We start from the raw sequence: 18547 nt of genomic DNA, 5'->3' as shown, positions 1-18547 counted from the left end.
TTCTCCTAATTTTCTTATTTTTTATTTTTAACAATTAAAGTTGAAAAAGTTGCAAATCCATAAATTATTCCACCAATTAAAATTATTGCTGGTAAAGAATCATTAACTAGTGGAACTAACCCAACACTTAATATAGATGCTACAATTTGTGGAATACAAATTTGTGCATTAAATAAACCAAGATAAATTCCCATATACTGAGCTGGAAGATCATCAGTTACAAATGCAATTGGATAAACCAGTATACCTGCCCAACCAACTCCGATAAGAATAAAATCAATAATCATTAATATTTCACTATGACTGAAGAAAAATAAGATAAAACCAATTGTTCCAATTAACATAGTAGAAAAGAATGCTTTAATATAGTGTTTACGTGGTATTTTTGATAATGCAACAGAAACGATTGCCGCAGAAAGTGCGTAAATTGCAGATAGAATCCCAAATAAATTACCACCCATTTGATATGCTGCGCTAGTTGGGTCTATTGCATTATATACATTTTTAGCTACAGCTCCTGATCCATAAGTCCACAATAATCCAAAAGTAATAAAGCCAAAAAATTGAACTAAAGCTACTGTCCAAAATGATTTAGGTGCATCTTTTAATAATTGTAAAATACCTTTTTTAATTTTGATTTCATTATTATCTACACCGTGAAACTCATTAAATTCTTTTGGAGAATATTCGTGAACTTTCATTACAGTTATAATTGTGCAAAATGCAAGGACAATGGCAGCAATGTAAAAGGAATATTTTACTGTATCAGGGATTACACCCTTAGACGCTGTATTTGAAACACCAATCTTAGTTAATACCCATGGAGCAATTGCAGCACAAACAGTTCCAGCATTAGTTAGAATGCTTTGAATTGAAGACGCTTTGCCTTTTTGGTCTTCATTAATCATGTCTCCAATCCATGTTTTATATGGTGCCATGCAAATATTTGAGGCAATCATATACAAAAAAACAATGGAAGATCCTATAATTAATACACTATTTAATGAAAGTCCCCAATTACCACAATTTGGTAAAATAAAAAGTGCTATCATAGATAATAAAGTGCCCCCAATTAAATAGGGCATTCTTCTTCCAATCTTAGGAATCCAAGTTTCATCAGAATATTTCCCAACGATGGGCTGAATAATTAGTCCTGCAAATGGAGGAATTAAAAATATTATTGCCAATAATTTTGGAGAAGCTCCTAAAGTTTGAAATAATCTTCCTAACTGTGAACTTTCTAATCCTTGAGACATTTGTGCTCCAAATATTCCAAAACTTAGGAAAAAAAGCATTTGAAAAGTAAGATTAGGCAACCCCTTTTTTTTATTTTTCATAATTTCATCTCTTTCATATATACTGTATAATCAAATTTTATGTAACCGCTTACAAATAAATGTTAACATAAATAATATACAATACAAGTTAGAATCTGAAAACTTTTTACCCGCTCACTTGTATTGATGGAATAACTTTTAAACAATAACTAATACAAAAGTAAGGAAAATAAGTTGAATAAAATAACTATAAAAGACGTTGCCAAAGAAGCTGGAGTTTCTCCAGCAACAGTATCAAGATACAACACTGGTAAATATAAACTATTATCTAATGAGAATTTTATTAAAATATCTAAAGCACTAAGAAATTTAAATTATACTCCAAATAAAAATGCTCAAATTCTTGGTAGGAAAAGGAAATTTTAGTTAGTTTTTTATTATATAAATTTTCCAATTCTTAATTAATAATTATTATCGCACTAGTGATATGAATAAATTGAAAAAATATACTTACGATAATTATATTAAAGTAATAGACAGTAGAATAGTAAAAAATATATCCATATTCAAAAAGGCATTAAAAAATGATTTTTAATGATGAGGAATGTGAAAAAAATTAATTGAGATTAAAATTGTATAGGGCATAAAAAGTACTTTTAAATATCAGTCGGTATGTTTATATCAAAATGATATGGGGGGGTACTTTTTTGCTTGACAAATATTTAGGCAGAGGTAAAAACAAAAGAATTCAAGCACAAGGGCCATGGTGGTCACAATCAAATCAATTATTAACTACAACTTTGACGGTACCTCAGTAATAGGGGTTTTTGTTGCAGGGTATATGACACTTGTGCTTGAATTCTTTTGTTTTGATTGTTACCACCATTGGTATATTGAATTATGTTTATCACGTTTGGTTTTAGTATTGTTTGGTATATAATTTTAAAGTCATACATTGCCTATAATAGTTTTGAGCATGGGAACTAAAGTTTTGAAAATAATAAAAAAGTTTCCAAACAATATAATAATATTCCAGATCGTAGGCAAACTTTTAATGCTTATGGAGGAATTCCAGTTCTTCATAAAACTAAATAAAATAAAAACTCAAAATAATATCTTACAATGGTAGTGGATAAACACACTGTAGAGAGAAATTACTTTGAGTTATTTTATTTTAATATCTTTTGATTGTAACTTGTTGTCCCAACTCATTAATGAAGAATTTTCACTTCGTGAGGTATCTGAAATATTAGGTTTTTCTAAATTAAATATTTTTTATAATTCTTCATAAGTGGCAGGATCTTGGTTATTAGTTCTACCATCTAATCTAGTTAAGCTGTTTATGATGCTCATATCATTTTCAGAAATTTCGAAATCAAAGATATTAAGATTATCAATTTGATTTTTATCACTAGATGACTTGGGTATTGGTAAGGTTTTTAATTGAACTTCCCAACGTAAAATTAATTGTCCTACATTTTTTCCATATCTTTTTGCAAGCTCAATTAAAGCTGGGTTATTTAACAAATCACTTGCTCTACCTAGTGGGCTCCAGTCCTCAGTTAAGATACCATGCTCATTATTATATTGGCGTTGTTTTAATTGATTAAAGTATGGGTGTAATTCAATTTGATTGATTTGTGGCATAACACTAGTTTCATTTTCTATTCTGTCTAAATGAATTGGTAAGAAATTACATACCCCAATAGTTCTTACTAAACCAAATTTTTTAGCATCAATTAATGCTTTCCACGCTTCTACGTACATATCATTTTTAGGGTTTGGCCAATGAAGTAAATATACATCAAAGTAATCTAGACCGCTGCGGTAAAGTGATTCTTGAATTGTTTTAATTGCATTTTTACGATTATAGTAACGACCTGGTAATTTAGAGGTTACAATTAAATCAGAACGATTAACATCAGAATTGCGAATCCCTTTGCCTAGTGCTCCTTCATTTTCATAACTATAAGCACTATCTAATAAGCGATACCCGTTATTAATTGCAGATTTAATTGACATTGCACCATCAAAACCATTTAACTTATATGTTCCAAAGCCAATTTTAGGAATCTTCATTCCATTTTCTAAAGTATAATATTCCATTACTTTTCCTTTCACGAATAAGTATGCTGAATTAAATTTTACGTGTTGCTAAAAGAAAAGTTAACTCTACCTTAGTTAACAATTTAACCTTAACACGTTTTTAAATTTAACTTTCTAAAATGGACTATAGTCTTATCAAAAACAAAATTTACTGATGTGACTTCTAAACTAGAAAACTAATATCAGTGAATTAACATGAATTATGAACCTAAAGACTCACCCTTGGAATATTATGAATAACGCAACAAAAATAAATATTTTAATAAGGCAATAAAAATGGTTAGTTAGAGTAATATAAAAATTAACCAATGTATCCTATGTGGTATATACTAGCGTTGTTATATTATTTATAATGGAGATTAATTATGGAATTAACTAGAGAAATAACTAATTATCCAAATGGGTAAATTCAAAAACAACTAGAATTCCAAGCCAAATTATTAATCAATTAAATTTAACTGGTAATCAAACAATGATAATTGAAGTTAAATTTAATTGATTATTATGACTCCCAAAAATAAAAAGCCAAATAACATTCATGAGTTATTTAATAGTTAGAAAGATGATAGCAAACGAGATCATGAACTTGTTTGGGGTCAAGCACAAGGTGATTAATTACCGTGGTAAATCAAGGTGACATTTTCTATGTTAACTTTAATCCTAATAAAGGTCATGAACAGATGAATTGGCTACCAGCCATTGCTTTAAGTAGCAACTTAGTTAGTAAAACAAGTAATATGACAATTGTTGCTCCAATTAGTAGTAAAGATTGCGAGTTTCCGATGTACTATCGACTAACTAGTAGCAAAAAAGTATATGAAAAGGTTTTATTAGACCAACCCATATCTTTAGATTTAAACACAAAAAAAGTTAGGGACGAAGTTATTGTTGATAAAGTTAATAATGAAGAACTAGAAGATATTATTTCAACTTATAAATTATTGTTTAGTATTGACAATTAACCATACTATCATATCAATAATGCTTCTATATTAAAAAATGGCACACAAACTGTCTAAGCATTGTGTGCCATTTTTTAATATAGGAACAAAAGAGCCTAAAAACCAAAGAAGTTGAATTTGAAATTCTAATTTCAATGATTTTAAGTCTCAAAGTCATTTTTAGAAAATAGTTACCACAAGGAAGAATTGTTTTGCTTCTTGATGCATTTTTATTATAGTAGACTATTTTAAGGAGACCAATACAATGAAATTTAAAAATAAAAAAATAAAATCAGGAAAACATTTAACTATAAAAATAATATCTGAAAAATTCCGTTGGAAAGGTTTTATAGAACTAGTTATTTGGATTATTTTAATAATACTATTAGTTTGGTGGTTTTTATAATGGCAATTTCTGAATCCAAAAGAAAAGCAAATGAAGAGTACTTGCTAAATAGCCTCTAATATGCAGAAGATAGAAAAAAGTTTAAAATATTAATAATATAATTTTTAATTATTTTTGTTACAGTACAAAAAAGCAGTAACATTTAGTTACTGCCTTTTCACAAAATATTAAGTTACTTACTTAAATATCTGATAATTACAGATACAATTAATACTACGACAATTGCGCCAATAATTGAAGGAATTACAGCTATTCTAGCAAGGCTTGGCCCCCAATCTCCTAATAATTTTTCACCTAACCAAGATCCCACTAAACCGGATACAATGTTACCAATCAAACCAAGCGCAGTTCCTTTATCAGTAAGCTTATTAGTTATCCAACCAGCAATTGCACCGATAATTGCACCAATAATTAAAGTCCAAATTAGTCCCATATCATTCACCACCTATATATCAATGTTAATATAAATTTAAGGTTATTTCAAAAAGTTAAAATTTATAAACACGATTATCTGTTATCTAAATTTAGTGTTCATTGAATGCTTAAGAAGATAATGATAGCTTGTATAATAAGATAATGATAGATTATAGATGTAAATAAAATAATTTTTAGGAGGAATTAACATGAAAGATTTAATTTTAGGTTTAAGTTTAGTTGGAAATTTAGCACTAGGTTATACATTATTAAAAAAGACCGATGTCTTAAGTGAGGTAAATGAAAAATTTGATGTTTTAAATGATCAAATTCAAGGTAAAGCTGAACAAGTAAAGGGTTCCATTACTGGCAATTCTTCAGATAAAATTAGTGGTAATCTTAAGAGTGCAAAAGGAAACGTTGAAGAAAAAGTTTCTGATTTAAAAGATAAAGTTAAAGATTAATTTTTACCACAAATAAGTAATGCAGATAGAATCCAAAAAGACGACTAAATTAATGATGGGCTACACATTATAGTTAAGTAGTTTTTAGGAACTTATTCCGATATTCGATCAGGGGTAAGTTCTTTTTTTGAAATTCTTTTGTTATTAAACCAATATACATAATTTTTTAATGAAGCTAAATAATTATTTACAACGACCAATTTAATATGGATTTTTTAGTTTAACGATTTGGCATGTTTAATATATAAATAAATGAATGAAAAAAGCCAAAATATTCCCCAAAAAACACCACCGACAACATCACCTAAATAATGAGCATTAAAATAAATTCTTGAAAAAAGAGTCCCAATCCAAAGTAATACTAAGATGAATTGAATAATTCTTTTTGTTAGTTTATTTTTAACGTTAATATCTACTAAGAAGAATAATGAACCCAAAAATATGGTAGATCCTAGCGAATGACCACTTGGGTAAGAATATCCACTATCAATAGCTAAATGATTAATTGGTCTTGGTCGTTTAAAAATCAATTTCATTATAATTCCTATTAATCCACCACTTCCAATAGTTGTTCCTAGCCACAAAGAGGTAAAATATTGTTTTTTTAAACATAATACCAGCATCACAGTTAAGGTCAATATGGTTACAGGAAGTATATTTCCATATTTTGCACAGATAGCTATAAAATTATGAAATAAGTTATTAGTATAATTCATTTTAAAGTTACCAAATGTAAGTTGTTTATGAATAAAAATATAGTCTTCAATATTTTTAAACCAATTATATTTTCCAAAAACTAAAAATGTAGTATTTAGAAATAAGAACAAACTAATCATTGCTGTTAATATAATTTTACGGTTATCCTCAACTTTTGCATTTTTCATTTTTATTTACTATTCTCCTAATTTAATTTTCATTTGTTATAATATTTATATTTTCACTTACTAAAATGAGAGCTATTGAAATTAAATCTAATTTGGATTATGTCGCTAGTTAGATTAATTTTGAATGACTTTCATTACATATTTCTTTAATTTTATTTGAAATTTCAAATAAAATGGTTATTATAGATAAAATAATTATAACAATCATTATCAAAAAAACGAGGTCTGTTTGTTGGAATACTTTCCCATAAGTATAAATATGTAATAAGATTGTATTTATATTTATGGAAGAGGTATTTAATTATATAAAATAAGTGTTAGAATTAAAAGGGACTCTTTTGTAAGCGCTTACAAAAACATTATAGTTTTATTTATATTTATAGGGAGGTTATAACTATGTTTTCATTTTTAAAACCAGCACCTGTTTCTGATAAGCTTATTCCAAAAAATAAAATTAAATCAGTTTATCATTGGAGACAATTAGGTGTCTTACTTTCAATTTGTATTGGGTACATTGGATATTACATAATTAGATTGATTTTTACAGTAGAACAAAATGACATCATGAAAGTAAATGGATTTTCTACTGCTCAAATTGGTTTGGTTTTGTCATGTTTTGGAATAGGTTATGGAATTTCAAAATTGTTTATGGGTGCTTTAAGTGATAAGAGTAATCCCAAACGATATTTAGCTACTGGTTTATTTGTATCAGCTTTTTTTAATTTCTTTTTGGGATCTACTAAAAATTTATTTTTATTGATGTTTTTAATGTTATTTATGTCAGTTGCGCAAGGAATGGGAGCAGCTTCTTGTCAAAAGACGATTCAATACTGGTGGGGTAAAAAATCAAGAGGATCAATCTATGCTATTTGGTCTTCAGCACACAACCTAGGTGCATTTGCATGTGTAGCTGTAGTTGAATTAGCTTCATTTTTATTTTATGGTTCGTTAAATGCTATTTTCATAACTTCTTCTATTATATCTATTATAATTGGAATTTTTGTTTTAATTGTTGGATCAGATCGGCCTGTTAGTGTAGGTTTGCCTAGCATAACTAAATATACAAATGATAACGTGGTATTAGCTAATGGGGAAGTCGATGATAAAGATGAATCAAATTTAACCCTTACTCAAATTTTTGTTAAGTATATTTTGTTAAATAAGTTAGTTTGGGCCATCACGTTAACCTCCATGTCGTTATATCTAGTTAGGTATGGAATAATGAGTTGGATACCTAGTTATTTAGTACAATATAAAGGATTTAATCCTAGTTTTGCAAAATGGTTAGTAGGAATTTTTGAATTGGCCGCTGTTCCAGGAGTAATTATTGTTGGAACGATCTCTGATTTTATTAGTAATAAACGTGCACTAATTTGTATATTTTGTGTTATAGGCTTATTTGCGTGCTTGTTTACTTATTTTTTCAGTACAAATCATGCATTAATTGTTACTGTTTTAATCATTATGGGAAGTTTGATTTATGCACCTCTAACTTTAGTTGGTTTAATGGTTAATGAAGCAGTTCCAAAATTTGCTGTGGGATCATCAACAGGATTTATGGGTTTCTTTCAGTATATTTTTGGAGAGACTTTAGCGACTGCATTAATTGGTACTTTGGTAGCTAAATTTGGATGGTTAGCAGGAAATATTGTGATTTTATGTGCAGCTTTATTTGCTTTACTACTCTTAATTTATATTTCATTTACTCAAATTAAAATGTCTAAAAACATTAATTAAAAATTAACTATTTTAATTGTATGCTTGTAATGACTTATTCCGATACTCAATCGGAGTAAGTCTTTTTTATTTCTAAGTTTATTCATCAGTTATTTCTAAATTATTAATAAACAATAAAACTCTTTTTAAATCAATAGATTGTGAAATTGTAATCATACAAGGGCTTCAATAAAATATTATTAGTCGTAAACACATGTAGTAAAGGGGTTCATGCGCATGTGATTTTATATATTACATTCCCTTTCATTGTGAAATGTAAATAATTAGAGTATTCTTTCGTCAGAAGAAAACGCTTTCATTTTTTGGTAAAAAAGGAGATGTTCTAATGAAAAAATATGTACTAGTTATTGATGAAGGAACTAGCAGCACGAGAGCTGTTATATATGATAAAGATGGGAAACCAGTTTCGAGTGATCAGCGTGAAATTACTATGTATTATCCCAATCCGGGTTGGGTCGAACAAGATGCTAATGAAATCTGGCTTAATGTTGAAGCTACAATGGCAACTTCCCTTTTAAAAGCAAATATTAGACCCGATCAAATTGTAGGAATAGGAATTACCAATCAGCGAGAAACCACAGTTGTTTGGAATAAAAAAACTGGGTTACCAATTCATAAGGCTATTGTATGGCAATCAAGACAGACTACACCTATTGCGGAAAAACTTATTGAAGATAATAAAACAGGAATTGTTAAAACAAAAACGGGTTTAATTATAGATGCTTATTTCTCAGCAACTAAGATTCGTTATATTTTAGATAATGTCCCAGGTGCTCAGCAAAAGGCAGAAAATGGAGAGGTACTTTTTGGAACCATTGATAGTTGGCTATTATGGAAATTAACAAATGGTAAAGTTCATGCAACGGATTATAGTAACGCTTCTAGAACAATGTTATTTGATATAAATAAATTGAAATGGAGTAGTACTTTACTAAACTTATTAAACATTCCACAAAAAATGTTGCCAGAAGTAAAAGACTCATCTGGAGTATTTGGGAACACAGCACCTGAACATTTCTTTGGTGGATCAATCCCAATTTCTGGAATAATTGGTGATCAACAGGGTGCGCTATTCGGTCAATTGGCCCTTACTCCAGGTTCAGTAAAAAATACTTATGGTACAGGATCTTTCATAGTTATGAATACAGGCAATGAAAGAAAAATAAGTAAAAATGGATTACTAACTACGATTGCATATGCCATTAATGGGAAAGTTACTTATGCTTTGGAAGGGTCTGTATTTGTTGCTGGCTCAGCTATTCAATGGTTGCGTGATGGAATGCAATTACTTTCAAAAAGCTCTGACAGTGAAAAAATGTCCAATGATTCAACTAGTAACAATGAAGTTTATGTGGTTCCAGCCTTTACTGGATTAGGTGCACCTTATTGGAATCCAGATGCTCAAGGAGCCGTATTTGGACTTTCAAGAGGAACAACCAAAAATGATTTTGTAAAAGCAACCTTGCAGTCGTTAGCTTATCAAAGCCGCGACGTTGTAGATGCAATGGTAAATGATACGAAAATACCATTAAAAAGTTTACACGTTGATGGTGGTGCATCGTTAAATAATTATTTAATGCAATTTCAAGCAGATTTATTAAACACACCTGTATTAAGGGCAAATAATGTTGAGACTACAGCTTTAGGGGCTGCATATCTTGCAGGTTTGGGTATTGGATTTTGGGGAAATATTATTGAATTAAAGGAACTACAGAACAAGCCTAAATTGTTTACACCTAATATGAAATCTGAAGTTGCTGAAGAATTGTATGAAGGTTGGAAGACCGCTGTAAAAGCAACTGAAACTTTTAGTGAAAGAGAAAAACAACTTAATAATAATGGAGGAGAAAATGAATAATTTTTCTTTTAAAGATAGAAATCAATATTTAAATGAATTAAAAAACACAAACTTTGATGTTTTGATAATTGGCGGAGGGATAACTGGAGCTGGAATTGCCGTCCAATCTGCAGCTGCAGGATTAAAAACTGCTTTAATTGAAATGCAGGATTTTGCAGAAGGAACTAGTAGTCGTTCAACTAAACTTGTTCATGGAGGGATTAGATATTTAAAAACCTTTGATGTAGATGTTGTTAATGACACTGTAAAAGAACGAGCTAATATACAAAGAATTGCACCACATGTTCCTAGAGCAGCTAAGATGTTGATGCCCATCTATGATGATAAAGATGCTACGTTTACTCCGTTAAGTGCTGAAATGGCAATGTCAATCTATGACAAATTATCAGGAACAAACCCGGATAACCCATATGCTCATAAACTATTAAGAGAAAAAGATGCAAAAGAATATCTTCCTGACATTAATCATAAAAACTTAAAAGCCTTAGGCATTTATTTAGATTATAAAAACAATGATTCACGACTAACAATTGAAAATATTAAACAATCTGTTACAGATGGTGCTGTGGCAATCAGCCATGTGAAAGCTAATGAAATTAAAAGTAGTGAGAAACTTAAAAGTGTTATCGCTACAGATTTAATTAATAATCAAAAATTAACAATTAAATCAAAAATTGTAGTAAATGCGACTGGCCCATGGCATGATAGTGTTGCAAAATTAATTAATGAAAAACATAAACAAAGAATTCGTGGAACAAAAGGAATCCATCTTGTGGTTGATGGAAAAAAATTAAGTGTGCCAGAAACTATCTACTTTGATTCTGGTCACCACGATGGTCGTATGATTTTTGTAATTCCTCATAATGGGAAAACATATTTTGGAACTACTGATACAGATTATCATGGAGACTATAGTAATCCGCAAGTTGAAAAAGAAGATGTGAATTATTTGCTTGAATCAATAAATTATCACTTTCCAAACTATAGATTAACTTTAAATGATATCGAAAGTAGTTGGGCAGGAATTAGACCTTTGATTGGTTCTGGTGATTACAATGGTAATACTCAAAAAAGAAATATAAACGATTGGGAATTACAAGAACTTGGACAAAAGATTAGTAAGTATTTTTCTAATAATATTAATAAAAAAGAACTAACTAAATATCTACAATCTTTAATTTCCCCAGCTAAAAGTGCCTCTCAAGTATCACGTGGTTTTGAAATTAATATTAAGAATGGAATTATTAATGTTTCTGGAGGTAAATTAACTGACTATCGACTAATGGGTGAAGATGTTATGAAATTAATTTCACAATACTTAAAAGATGAATTTGATCAAAAAGTAAAATTAATTGATTCTACTAATTATCAAATTTCTGGCGGTCATTTTAACCCTAATAACGTTGATGGTGAATTAAAAAAATATACGACTAATCTAGAAAAAGTTGGATTAAATAGTTCTGAAGCCTTAAAAATAGCTAACTTATTTGGTTCTAATTCAGACATAATCGCTGATTACGTTAAAAATGGAACTGTTATCCCAGGTCTTGATCTGGCAGAAACAGGTGTATTGAACTATTCATTGGATAATGAAATGGTTACTAGTCCTACTGATTTTTTATTAAGGCGTACAAATTATTTGTTATTTAATCCTAAAAAAACTGAAGAAATCCAAGAACCTATTATAGATGAAATGGCTCGTCAATTTCATTGGAATGATAAAACTAAGAATAAAATGAGAGAAAATTATTATAAAGTTAAAAACGAAACCCAACTAAAAAAACTAAAGGAGGATAAAAATAATGTGTAAGCGAACGAAATTTATTTTAGCAAATTGGAAAATGAATAAAAATAGCAATGAAACAATTGATTTTCTTAATGCTTTAAATAATAACTTACCTCCAGCAAAGCAACTTCAAGTTGGCATAGCTGCTCAAAATGTTTATTTAGAAAAGATGGTTAATTATGTTCGAAGTAATAATATACCACTTGAAATCTTTTCAGAAAATTTATTTTATACCCAGGAAGGCTCCTATACAGGAGAAACTTCCCCAGCAGCATTAACTGACATCGGAATAAAGGGATCTATTATTGGACATTATGAAAGAAGAAATCTATTTAAAGAAAGTAATGGAATCATTGGGCTAAAAGTAGCTGCCAGCTTGAAAAATAAATTAATTCCAGTACTAGCAATTTCAGAAGATACTACTGACTATGATCCAGAAAGTGCATCTATGTCACCACTTACAGAATTAGCAATTGCTCTTGCGGGTGTTGACAAAAGTATAGCTAATAACATTGTAATTGCATATGAACCTAGTTGGGCAATTGGAACAAATAAAACAATGACTAATTTAGACATAACACATGCTGCAAAAGTAATAAGAAAATCTTTGAAAATTATTTTAGGGGATAACATTGCTGATCAAGTTAGAATTCTGTATGGGGGCGCAGTTAATACACAAAATGCTAACACTATTTTCAATCTTTCAAATATAGATGGATTATTAATTGGACGTGCATCTTTATCTCATAATAGTTTTCTTGAAATTATTAATTCTGTAACTAATGTTTAGTTGGGAGAAAGTATAATGAAATTAAAAATTTTTGGTGAGACTTTAGGATCCTTCCTATTACTTTACTTTGGAACTGGATTATTGGTATTTTCGGGTCCATTTCAAGATTTACTTGGCCCAGCTGTTGGGTGGGGATTTGTCTTATCAGCTTTAATTTATTTGGTTGGTCCACTTTCAGGTGCACACTTAAATCCAGCAGTTACTTTAGTAATGTGGCTAACTAAAAGAATGCCTGGGAAAGATGCAATTATTTATGTGATTTGTCAGATGGTTGGTGGATTATTAGGAGAAATTTTTGTAGTACTTACTCTCTTATCTGTAATTAAGCATACAGACAAAACATGGAATGAAATTGTAAATACAAATTACTTAGGTAGTACTGTATTTCCCAATATTTCAACTCCTATTGCATTTATAACAGAAGTAGTGCTTACAACTTCATTACTATTACTTATATTATTTTTAAATCATTCTAAAACTAATATGTATGCTATTCAATCACCAATCGCTGTAGGACTAATGATATTTACACTTGTAATTGTTGGAGGAAAATTAACTGGTGCATCAATGAACCCAATTAGATCATTTTTCCCCGCAATTTTTGCAGGTGGTCTCGCGTTGCACCAAGTTTGGTTATACATTTTTGCCCCATTAGGTGGGTCAATAATAGCAGCACTTATTTATAAATATATTATTGGTGATGATGATCATTTAAAAATTAGTAAATTTAAAATAGAGTAAATTAAGAGGATAGTTATGAAAAAACCAAAGTTATTTTTAGATATGGATAATGTAATAGTTGATACTATTCCAATTTTAAATAAAATTGCAGAATTACCATTAATGAAACATAAACCAGACCAGGTAGATGGTATTTTTAGGGATTTGCCACCTATTGTGGGGGTCGTTACAGGCGTAAATGATTTAAAAAATTATTATGAATTATATATTATCACAACTGCCCCTTGGGATAATCCTAGCTCTTGGGAAGACAAATTGTTATGGATTAAACAAATTTTTGGAAAAGATAAAAATAATCCTTTTTATAGACATCTAATTATTACTCATAAGAAAAACTTAGTTAAACAAAAAAATGGAATATTAATTGATGATCGTCCTTATCATGGAGCTAGTAAATGGTTAGATAATGAGGTAGGAAGTACCTGGATCCAATATGGATATGATTCTAGATTAACTTGGGAAAACGAATTAGTTCCTTTTTTAATTGATGTAGCAAAGTTACAAATGTTAGGTAATAATCTTTTGCCAGCCTTAGAATTAGCTAATGATTCAAGTACAAAAGAGAGATATAAGTTACATGGTAGTAAAGAAGAATTTAATAAGGAACAATGGGAATTGAAAGGATAATTGTATAATGCTAACCAACAGTACCGAAATGCTTAATAAAGCTAGGAATGAAAATTACGCAGTACCTGCATTTAATGTTAACAATTTAGAATGGGCAAAATCTATTTTACAAGCTGCACAAATAGCAAAATCTCCTGTAATTTTACAGGTAACAAAAGGAGCCGCTAATTATATGGGAAGTTTCCGATTAGCTTACGATTTGATTGTTGATATTCATGATGCTTTAAATATTACTGTTCCAATTTCTATTCATTTGGATCACGGAGCCTATTTTGATGTCATCAAAACCTTAGGAATTAGTTACACATCAGTTATGTTTGATGGATCTTCCAAGCCATTTAAGAATAACCTAGAAAAAACAAATATTCTTAGAAAATTAACCAATGAATTAAATGTTAGTTTAGAAGCTGAAATCGGTACAATTGGTGGAGAAGAAGATGGCGTAATTGGTAATGGTGAATTAGCGTCTATTTCTGAAGCTGTATTAATGGCTAAGTCAGGGGTTGATATGTTAGCTGTTGGAATTGGTAATATTCATGGGAAATATCCTAAAAACTGGAAAGGATTGAACTTTACCCATTTAAAAAACATTGATAAGGCTATATATGAAGAAACGGGACGAAAAATCCCATTAGTATTGCATGGAGGATCTGGAATACCAGACAATCAAATTACCGAGTCAATTAAATTGGGAATAGCTAAAATAAATGTTAATACTGAAGGACAATTGGCTTTTCATAGTGGAATTAGAGATTATGTAATTTCAAATCAAGATTTAAATAAAAAAAATTATGATCCTCGTATCTTTTTGAAAGCTGGTAGCGATGAATTAATTAAGATGTGTTTAAATAGAATTGTCGTTTTTGGCTCTAGAAACAAAGCATAAAACAATTAATCCTTTCAATGAATTTTATGAAAAAATTTAATTATCTTGTTAAAAACGATCATTTTAGGAATTTTTATAATAAATTATGTACCTTTATAAGACACCCAATTTAAAGGTCCTTTCAATCATTTGATGGGTCTTTTTATATAATTTTCTTATTTACGTAGACTATTTGGATTATATTTTTTAATTGATTTGATAAGAAAAGTATACAAAGACAATTCAATATAATTAGATATTCAAAAACTTGAGCTCAAAGGGATAAGTACATACTTTCAGCTACTAAGTACACACTTGTAGACTTATTTATGTTATTATTCAATTAGAGGTGATTAAGATGGTAAATAATACTAAGTTAGAAAATGAATCTAAACTATTCAAAAATGGAAATTCTTGGGCAATTAGGATTCCTAAAAAAGATAAAGAAAAGCTCCATGCTGATGATAATACAGTTTTTGAAAGAAAAATTTCTGATGATGGAAAAACAATTATGTTTACTAAGGTTGAAGATGTTGATCCAGAAATATTTAATTATTTAGATCAACAGTACGATAAACATAAAGTATTAATGGATAGGCTTAAAAATTTATGAGATTTTTAACTAGTAATGAGTTAATAGAGATAAATAAACGAATAATTAAATACGCTGGTGAAGGTAGTTCTGGTGTTCAATATCCACAAGGATTAAATTTAATTATTGAGCAGCCAAAACAGATTATTTTTGGCAAGGAACTTTATCCTACCTTATGGTTAAAAGCTGCTTTTATTATGCAAAAAATAACTAAAAAACATATTTTTGTTGATGGTAATAAAAGAACTGCGATAATGACTACGACGATATTTATTCATATAAACGGTTATGAATTGGATTTTGAAGAAAAAGAAGCTGAAAAAATTATATTGTCAGTAACTGTAAATAATGATTCTGAAGAAACTATGATTAAGTTGGCTACGTGGCTTAAAGATCATTCATCAAAGCATTAAATTTATTTTTATCACGTAAATTTTAATAAACATCTTTTTTTATTTAATTAATATTATGCACATTGCATTATAGTGATGAGTTATAGAAAAAATAAGTGAAAATTGGTTAGAGGCACTTGGGGACGAACAGAAGTATATAAAAAGAACTTAGTACATCTTTGTATAAATATTTAATAATGATCGAAATAAAATTATTGATATTGTAATCATATGTCAAGAAATGACATAATTTTAGTTAAACAACCAATTGATTCTTTAGGAAAAAGTCATTTTCATTATATTCCATTTACATATGATCTTAATGATTAAGAAAATGTAATTGGAAGAGATTGTGGGGCCTCAATTCAGTTAGACAAAATCTAACTGAATTGAGGCTCTTTTGTTATGACAAAATATGATTTGAAATTTAAACTAAATGCAATAAACTTCTATGCAAATAATGATGTTTCCTTAAAGGAAACATGTAAAAAATTTAATATAAAGTCTCACAATAATTTAATATATTGGATTAATACTTATAAATGTAATAGGATTGAAGGATTAAAATTTAAAGCTAACAAAAAACAATTGAAGAATATAAATTATTAACAAAAAAGTTAAAGAAAATAATTATAGATTTAATTTAACCAACAAAACACATGAATCAAAATATCACAATTTTTTCATGGAATGCCAACAATTTGCTAAAAATTTATTAGTAGGTATAAATAAAATTGGAAATTAAAGTTTTTCGATCATATAGTATATTGGAGTTTATTTTGAATAAACAAAAAAATTTAGTTTTCCCATTATTATCCATATTATGATAAGCAATATAAAAATTATGTAAAAACAAAGTTTACCCTAATTACACAAGAAGTGGCGCATCTTTTATTTTGTTTAGAAAGCTATATTATATATGCGGTTGTCAATGATTTTAGCAGAATTAAAATTATGGGTAATCTATATGTGTAAACTGAATGTTTTGGCATTTAGACTGATGTACCTTATAATGTACATATTGAACAATCGCTTAATAAGGAGAATAAAGATGAAAAATTTTACACCAACACAAGCTAGAAAAGATTTGTTTAAAATTGCAGAAGATGTAAATACTAATCATGACATTATTAATGTTAATAATGTCAGAAAACCAAATAGTGATATGGTGATCATGAGTAGAGATGATTATGAAAGAATGCAAGAAACGCTTCATGTTTTAAATAATGGTCAATTGCAAGAAACTTTAGATAGAGCTAAAAAACAAAACAATGATAATTTTGTTGATGTGACTGATGGAATTGATTGGGACAAGATAGAGTGATATTTGCGTACACTATTAATATAAGAGGTTGTATTGATAAAATTAATAACTAAGGTAAATAATGATGAATGAGAAATATTTAAAAGTACCAACAATTGGTGAAATAATAAGGAAAGAATTTTTAGAACCCATGAATTTGTCTGGATATGAATTGGCTAAAAAAATGCAGGTTTCATATTCAAGAATCAATGAGATTCTTAATGGCAAACGTCAAATTACAATTGATACTGCAATCCGCTTAAGTATAGTTTTTGGTACTTCAATTGAGTTATGGACAGGATTACAGGCAGATATCGATGCTAGAAATGCAGAGCTCATTTCAGGAAGTGTATCAGAATTTAAAGAAGATACAGCTTGCTTAAAAAGGTTCTCTTAGTGAGAATCTTTTTTATTACAATTGACTGGAGAAAAAATGAAATTTGGATATGCCAGGGTTAGTTCTGAAAGTCAGAACTTAGACCGACAAATTAAGGCTTTAAAGAAAGATGGTTGTGAATATATTTATCAGGAAAAGGTTTCTGGTAAAAATTTAGAGCGGCCAGAATTACAAAAGTTATTGCAGACGATTCACGTTAATGATGAAATTGTTGTTTTAGACTTAGATCGATTGGGTAGAAATAATAATGACATTACCAATGTTATGAACCAAATTAGAGAAAAACAAGCTACATTTAGAGTATTATCTTTACCATCTTTTGATGGGGTTTCTGATCTTAATTTAAAGGCGCTTTTAAATAACCTAATTATTGAAATTTATAAGTATCAAGCAGAGGCCGAAAGACAAAAAATTAGAGAACGACAAAGACAAGGAATTGAAATTGCAAAAAGTAATGGAGTATATAAGGGGGGTTCTACAAAATACTCATTAAGTTCTAATAATCCACAGGGGAGAATTGTTGCTCGACAAATGGTAGAAATGTTCAATAAAGGTATAGGTAATAGCAAAATTTCAAGGGAATTAGGCGTTAGTAGAAAAACTGTTTATAATAAGCGAAAGCTGTATCACAAAAAACACACTATATAATGGTAGAAACTAGAAAACAGTTAGCTTAATTCAAAAAAATAATAAGAGTAAACGGGTAATTAATGTGCTATTAATATGCTGTGAGAAGTCTTATGAATGTACTAAGGATAGAAAGGTATATATGCAGAATATGTATAAAAATTATGCTATTGGGTCAGAAGCCGTTGCAAGAGCAGGAGAACTTACAATAGATTAACTTGAAAATACTGATATTGCGAGTATAACTATATATCCTACTAAACAAGGAATGTAACATATAATTTTTTTATGCATTATTTAATTTTTATTCACAAAAACCTTTAATTAACAAACTTAAGTT

At 29.0% G+C, this 18547-nt stretch carries 21 protein-coding genes; 16 read left to right on the top strand and 5 right to left on the bottom strand.

All coding sequences use genetic code 11. From position 1 onward, the window contains the following. Positions 1-14: 14 nt before the first annotated feature. Positions 15-1337, bottom strand: a complete 1323-nt coding sequence (locus AC0GLY_RS07705) for an MFS transporter (protein ID WP_496612386.1) — start codon at positions 1335-1337, stop codon at positions 15-17. A gap of 174 nt (positions 1338-1511) precedes the next feature. Between AC0GLY_RS07705 and AC0GLY_RS07700 the strand changes: the two genes are divergently transcribed. Next, positions 1512-1703 (top strand): LacI family DNA-binding transcriptional regulator, encoded by a 192-nt coding sequence (locus tag AC0GLY_RS07700; RefSeq protein WP_496612385.1) that lies wholly within the window; start codon positions 1512-1514, stop codon positions 1701-1703. A gap of 849 nt (positions 1704-2552) precedes the next feature. On the opposite strand, the gene AC0GLY_RS07695 is transcribed toward AC0GLY_RS07700, so the two are convergent. Then, positions 2553-3383 (bottom strand): aldo/keto reductase, encoded by an 831-nt coding sequence (locus tag AC0GLY_RS07695; RefSeq protein ID WP_496612384.1) that lies wholly within the window; start codon positions 3381-3383, stop codon positions 2553-2555. A gap of 620 nt (positions 3384-4003) precedes the next feature. On the opposite strand from AC0GLY_RS07695, the gene AC0GLY_RS07690 reads away from it, so the two are divergent. Continuing rightward, positions 4004-4345, top strand: a complete 342-nt coding sequence (locus tag AC0GLY_RS07690; RefSeq protein ID WP_496612383.1) for a type II toxin-antitoxin system PemK/MazF family toxin — start codon at positions 4004-4006, stop codon at positions 4343-4345. Positions 4346-4589: 244 nt separating this feature from the next. Continuing rightward, positions 4590-4730, top strand: coding sequence for a hypothetical protein (locus tag AC0GLY_RS07685; RefSeq protein WP_496612382.1), 141 nt, complete (start codon positions 4590-4592; stop codon positions 4728-4730). A 172-nt stretch (positions 4731-4902) separates the two neighbouring features. Here AC0GLY_RS07685 and AC0GLY_RS07680 read toward each other — a convergent pair whose 3' ends face one another. Then, positions 4903-5163: a GlsB/YeaQ/YmgE family stress response membrane protein gene (locus AC0GLY_RS07680; protein ID WP_496612381.1), complete on the bottom strand. Its 261-nt coding sequence runs from the start codon at positions 5161-5163 to the stop codon at positions 4903-4905. Positions 5164-5353: 190 nt separating this feature from the next. Here AC0GLY_RS07680 and AC0GLY_RS07675 point away from each other — a divergent pair, with 190 nt between their 5' ends. Beyond that, positions 5354-5608 carry a CsbD family protein gene (locus AC0GLY_RS07675; protein WP_496612380.1) on the top strand — a complete coding sequence of 85 codons (255 nt, stop codon included), beginning with the start codon at positions 5354-5356 and terminating at the stop codon, positions 5606-5608. Between the two features lie 92 nt (positions 5609-5700). Here AC0GLY_RS07675 and AC0GLY_RS07670 read toward each other — a convergent pair whose 3' ends face one another. Together AC0GLY_RS07670 and AC0GLY_RS07665 are read right to left on the bottom strand one after the other, a co-directional pair. Next, positions 5701-5808 (bottom strand): IS3 family transposase, encoded by a 108-nt coding sequence (locus AC0GLY_RS07670; RefSeq protein ID WP_496612379.1) that lies wholly within the window; start codon positions 5806-5808, stop codon positions 5701-5703. A gap of 15 nt (positions 5809-5823) precedes the next feature. Further along, positions 5824-6492 (bottom strand): phosphatase PAP2 family protein, encoded by a 669-nt coding sequence (locus AC0GLY_RS07665; protein ID WP_496612377.1) that lies wholly within the window; start codon positions 6490-6492, stop codon positions 5824-5826. A gap of 396 nt (positions 6493-6888) precedes the next feature. On the opposite strand from AC0GLY_RS07665, the gene AC0GLY_RS07660 reads away from it, so the two are divergent. The 12 genes from AC0GLY_RS07660 to AC0GLY_RS07605 all read left to right on the top strand — a co-directional run bounded on the left by AC0GLY_RS07660 (position 6889) and on the right by AC0GLY_RS07605 (position 18228). Further along, on the top strand, positions 6889-8229 hold the full coding sequence (locus AC0GLY_RS07660; RefSeq protein ID WP_496612376.1) for an MFS transporter: 1341 nt from the start codon (positions 6889-6891) through the stop codon (positions 8227-8229). Positions 8230-8554: 325 nt separating this feature from the next. Further along, complete coding sequence (glpK, locus tag AC0GLY_RS07655) at positions 8555-10087, top strand: glycerol kinase GlpK (RefSeq protein WP_496612375.1); 1533 nt, start codon at positions 8555-8557, stop codon at positions 10085-10087. Continuing rightward, positions 10080-11897 (top strand): FAD-dependent oxidoreductase, encoded by a 1818-nt coding sequence (locus AC0GLY_RS07650; RefSeq protein WP_496612374.1) that lies wholly within the window; start codon positions 10080-10082, stop codon positions 11895-11897. The genes glpK and AC0GLY_RS07650 overlap by 8 nt, the downstream gene beginning before the upstream one ends. After that, positions 11890-12663: a triose-phosphate isomerase gene (tpiA, locus tag AC0GLY_RS07645; RefSeq protein WP_496612373.1), complete on the top strand. Its 774-nt coding sequence runs from the start codon at positions 11890-11892 to the stop codon at positions 12661-12663. The genes AC0GLY_RS07650 and tpiA overlap by 8 nt, the downstream gene beginning before the upstream one ends. Positions 12664-12678: 15 nt before the next feature. Then, the gene (locus AC0GLY_RS07640) at positions 12679-13404 is read left to right on the top strand and encodes an MIP/aquaporin family protein (protein ID WP_496612372.1); all 726 of its coding nucleotides are present in this window, start codon (positions 12679-12681) and stop codon (positions 13402-13404) included. Positions 13405-13419: 15 nt separating this feature from the next. Next, on the top strand, positions 13420-14031 hold the full coding sequence (locus AC0GLY_RS07635; RefSeq protein ID WP_496612371.1) for a 5' nucleotidase, NT5C type: 612 nt from the start codon (positions 13420-13422) through the stop codon (positions 14029-14031). A gap of 4 nt (positions 14032-14035) precedes the next feature. Further along, positions 14036-14917 carry a class II fructose-bisphosphate aldolase gene (locus AC0GLY_RS07630; protein WP_496612396.1) on the top strand — a complete coding sequence of 294 codons (882 nt, stop codon included), beginning with the start codon at positions 14036-14038 and terminating at the stop codon, positions 14915-14917. 337 nt (positions 14918-15254) lie between these two features. Beyond that, on the top strand, positions 15255-15509 hold the full coding sequence (locus AC0GLY_RS07625) for an AbrB family transcriptional regulator (RefSeq protein ID WP_496612370.1): 255 nt from the start codon (positions 15255-15257) through the stop codon (positions 15507-15509). Beyond that, on the top strand, positions 15506-15901 hold the full coding sequence (locus AC0GLY_RS07620; RefSeq protein WP_496612369.1) for a type II toxin-antitoxin system death-on-curing family toxin: 396 nt from the start codon (positions 15506-15508) through the stop codon (positions 15899-15901). Before AC0GLY_RS07625 ends, AC0GLY_RS07620 begins: the two co-directional genes overlap by 4 nt. 1030 nt (positions 15902-16931) lie before the next feature. Next, on the top strand, positions 16932-17204 hold the full coding sequence (locus AC0GLY_RS07615) for a type II toxin-antitoxin system Phd/YefM family antitoxin (RefSeq protein WP_496612367.1): 273 nt from the start codon (positions 16932-16934) through the stop codon (positions 17202-17204). A 61-nt stretch (positions 17205-17265) separates the two neighbouring features. Then, positions 17266-17580 carry a HigA family addiction module antitoxin gene (locus tag AC0GLY_RS07610; RefSeq protein WP_496612366.1) on the top strand — a complete coding sequence of 105 codons (315 nt, stop codon included), beginning with the start codon at positions 17266-17268 and terminating at the stop codon, positions 17578-17580. Between the two features lie 36 nt (positions 17581-17616). Next, positions 17617-18228 carry a recombinase family protein gene (locus AC0GLY_RS07605; protein WP_496612365.1) on the top strand — a complete coding sequence of 204 codons (612 nt, stop codon included), beginning with the start codon at positions 17617-17619 and terminating at the stop codon, positions 18226-18228. Positions 18229-18547 lie beyond the last annotated feature (319 nt).

It is taken from the genome of Fructilactobacillus sp. YLN 2507 (assembly GCF_059614085.1).
Note: the sequence above shows the minus strand (reverse complement) of the source record. Positions and strands in the feature narration are given on the sequence as shown.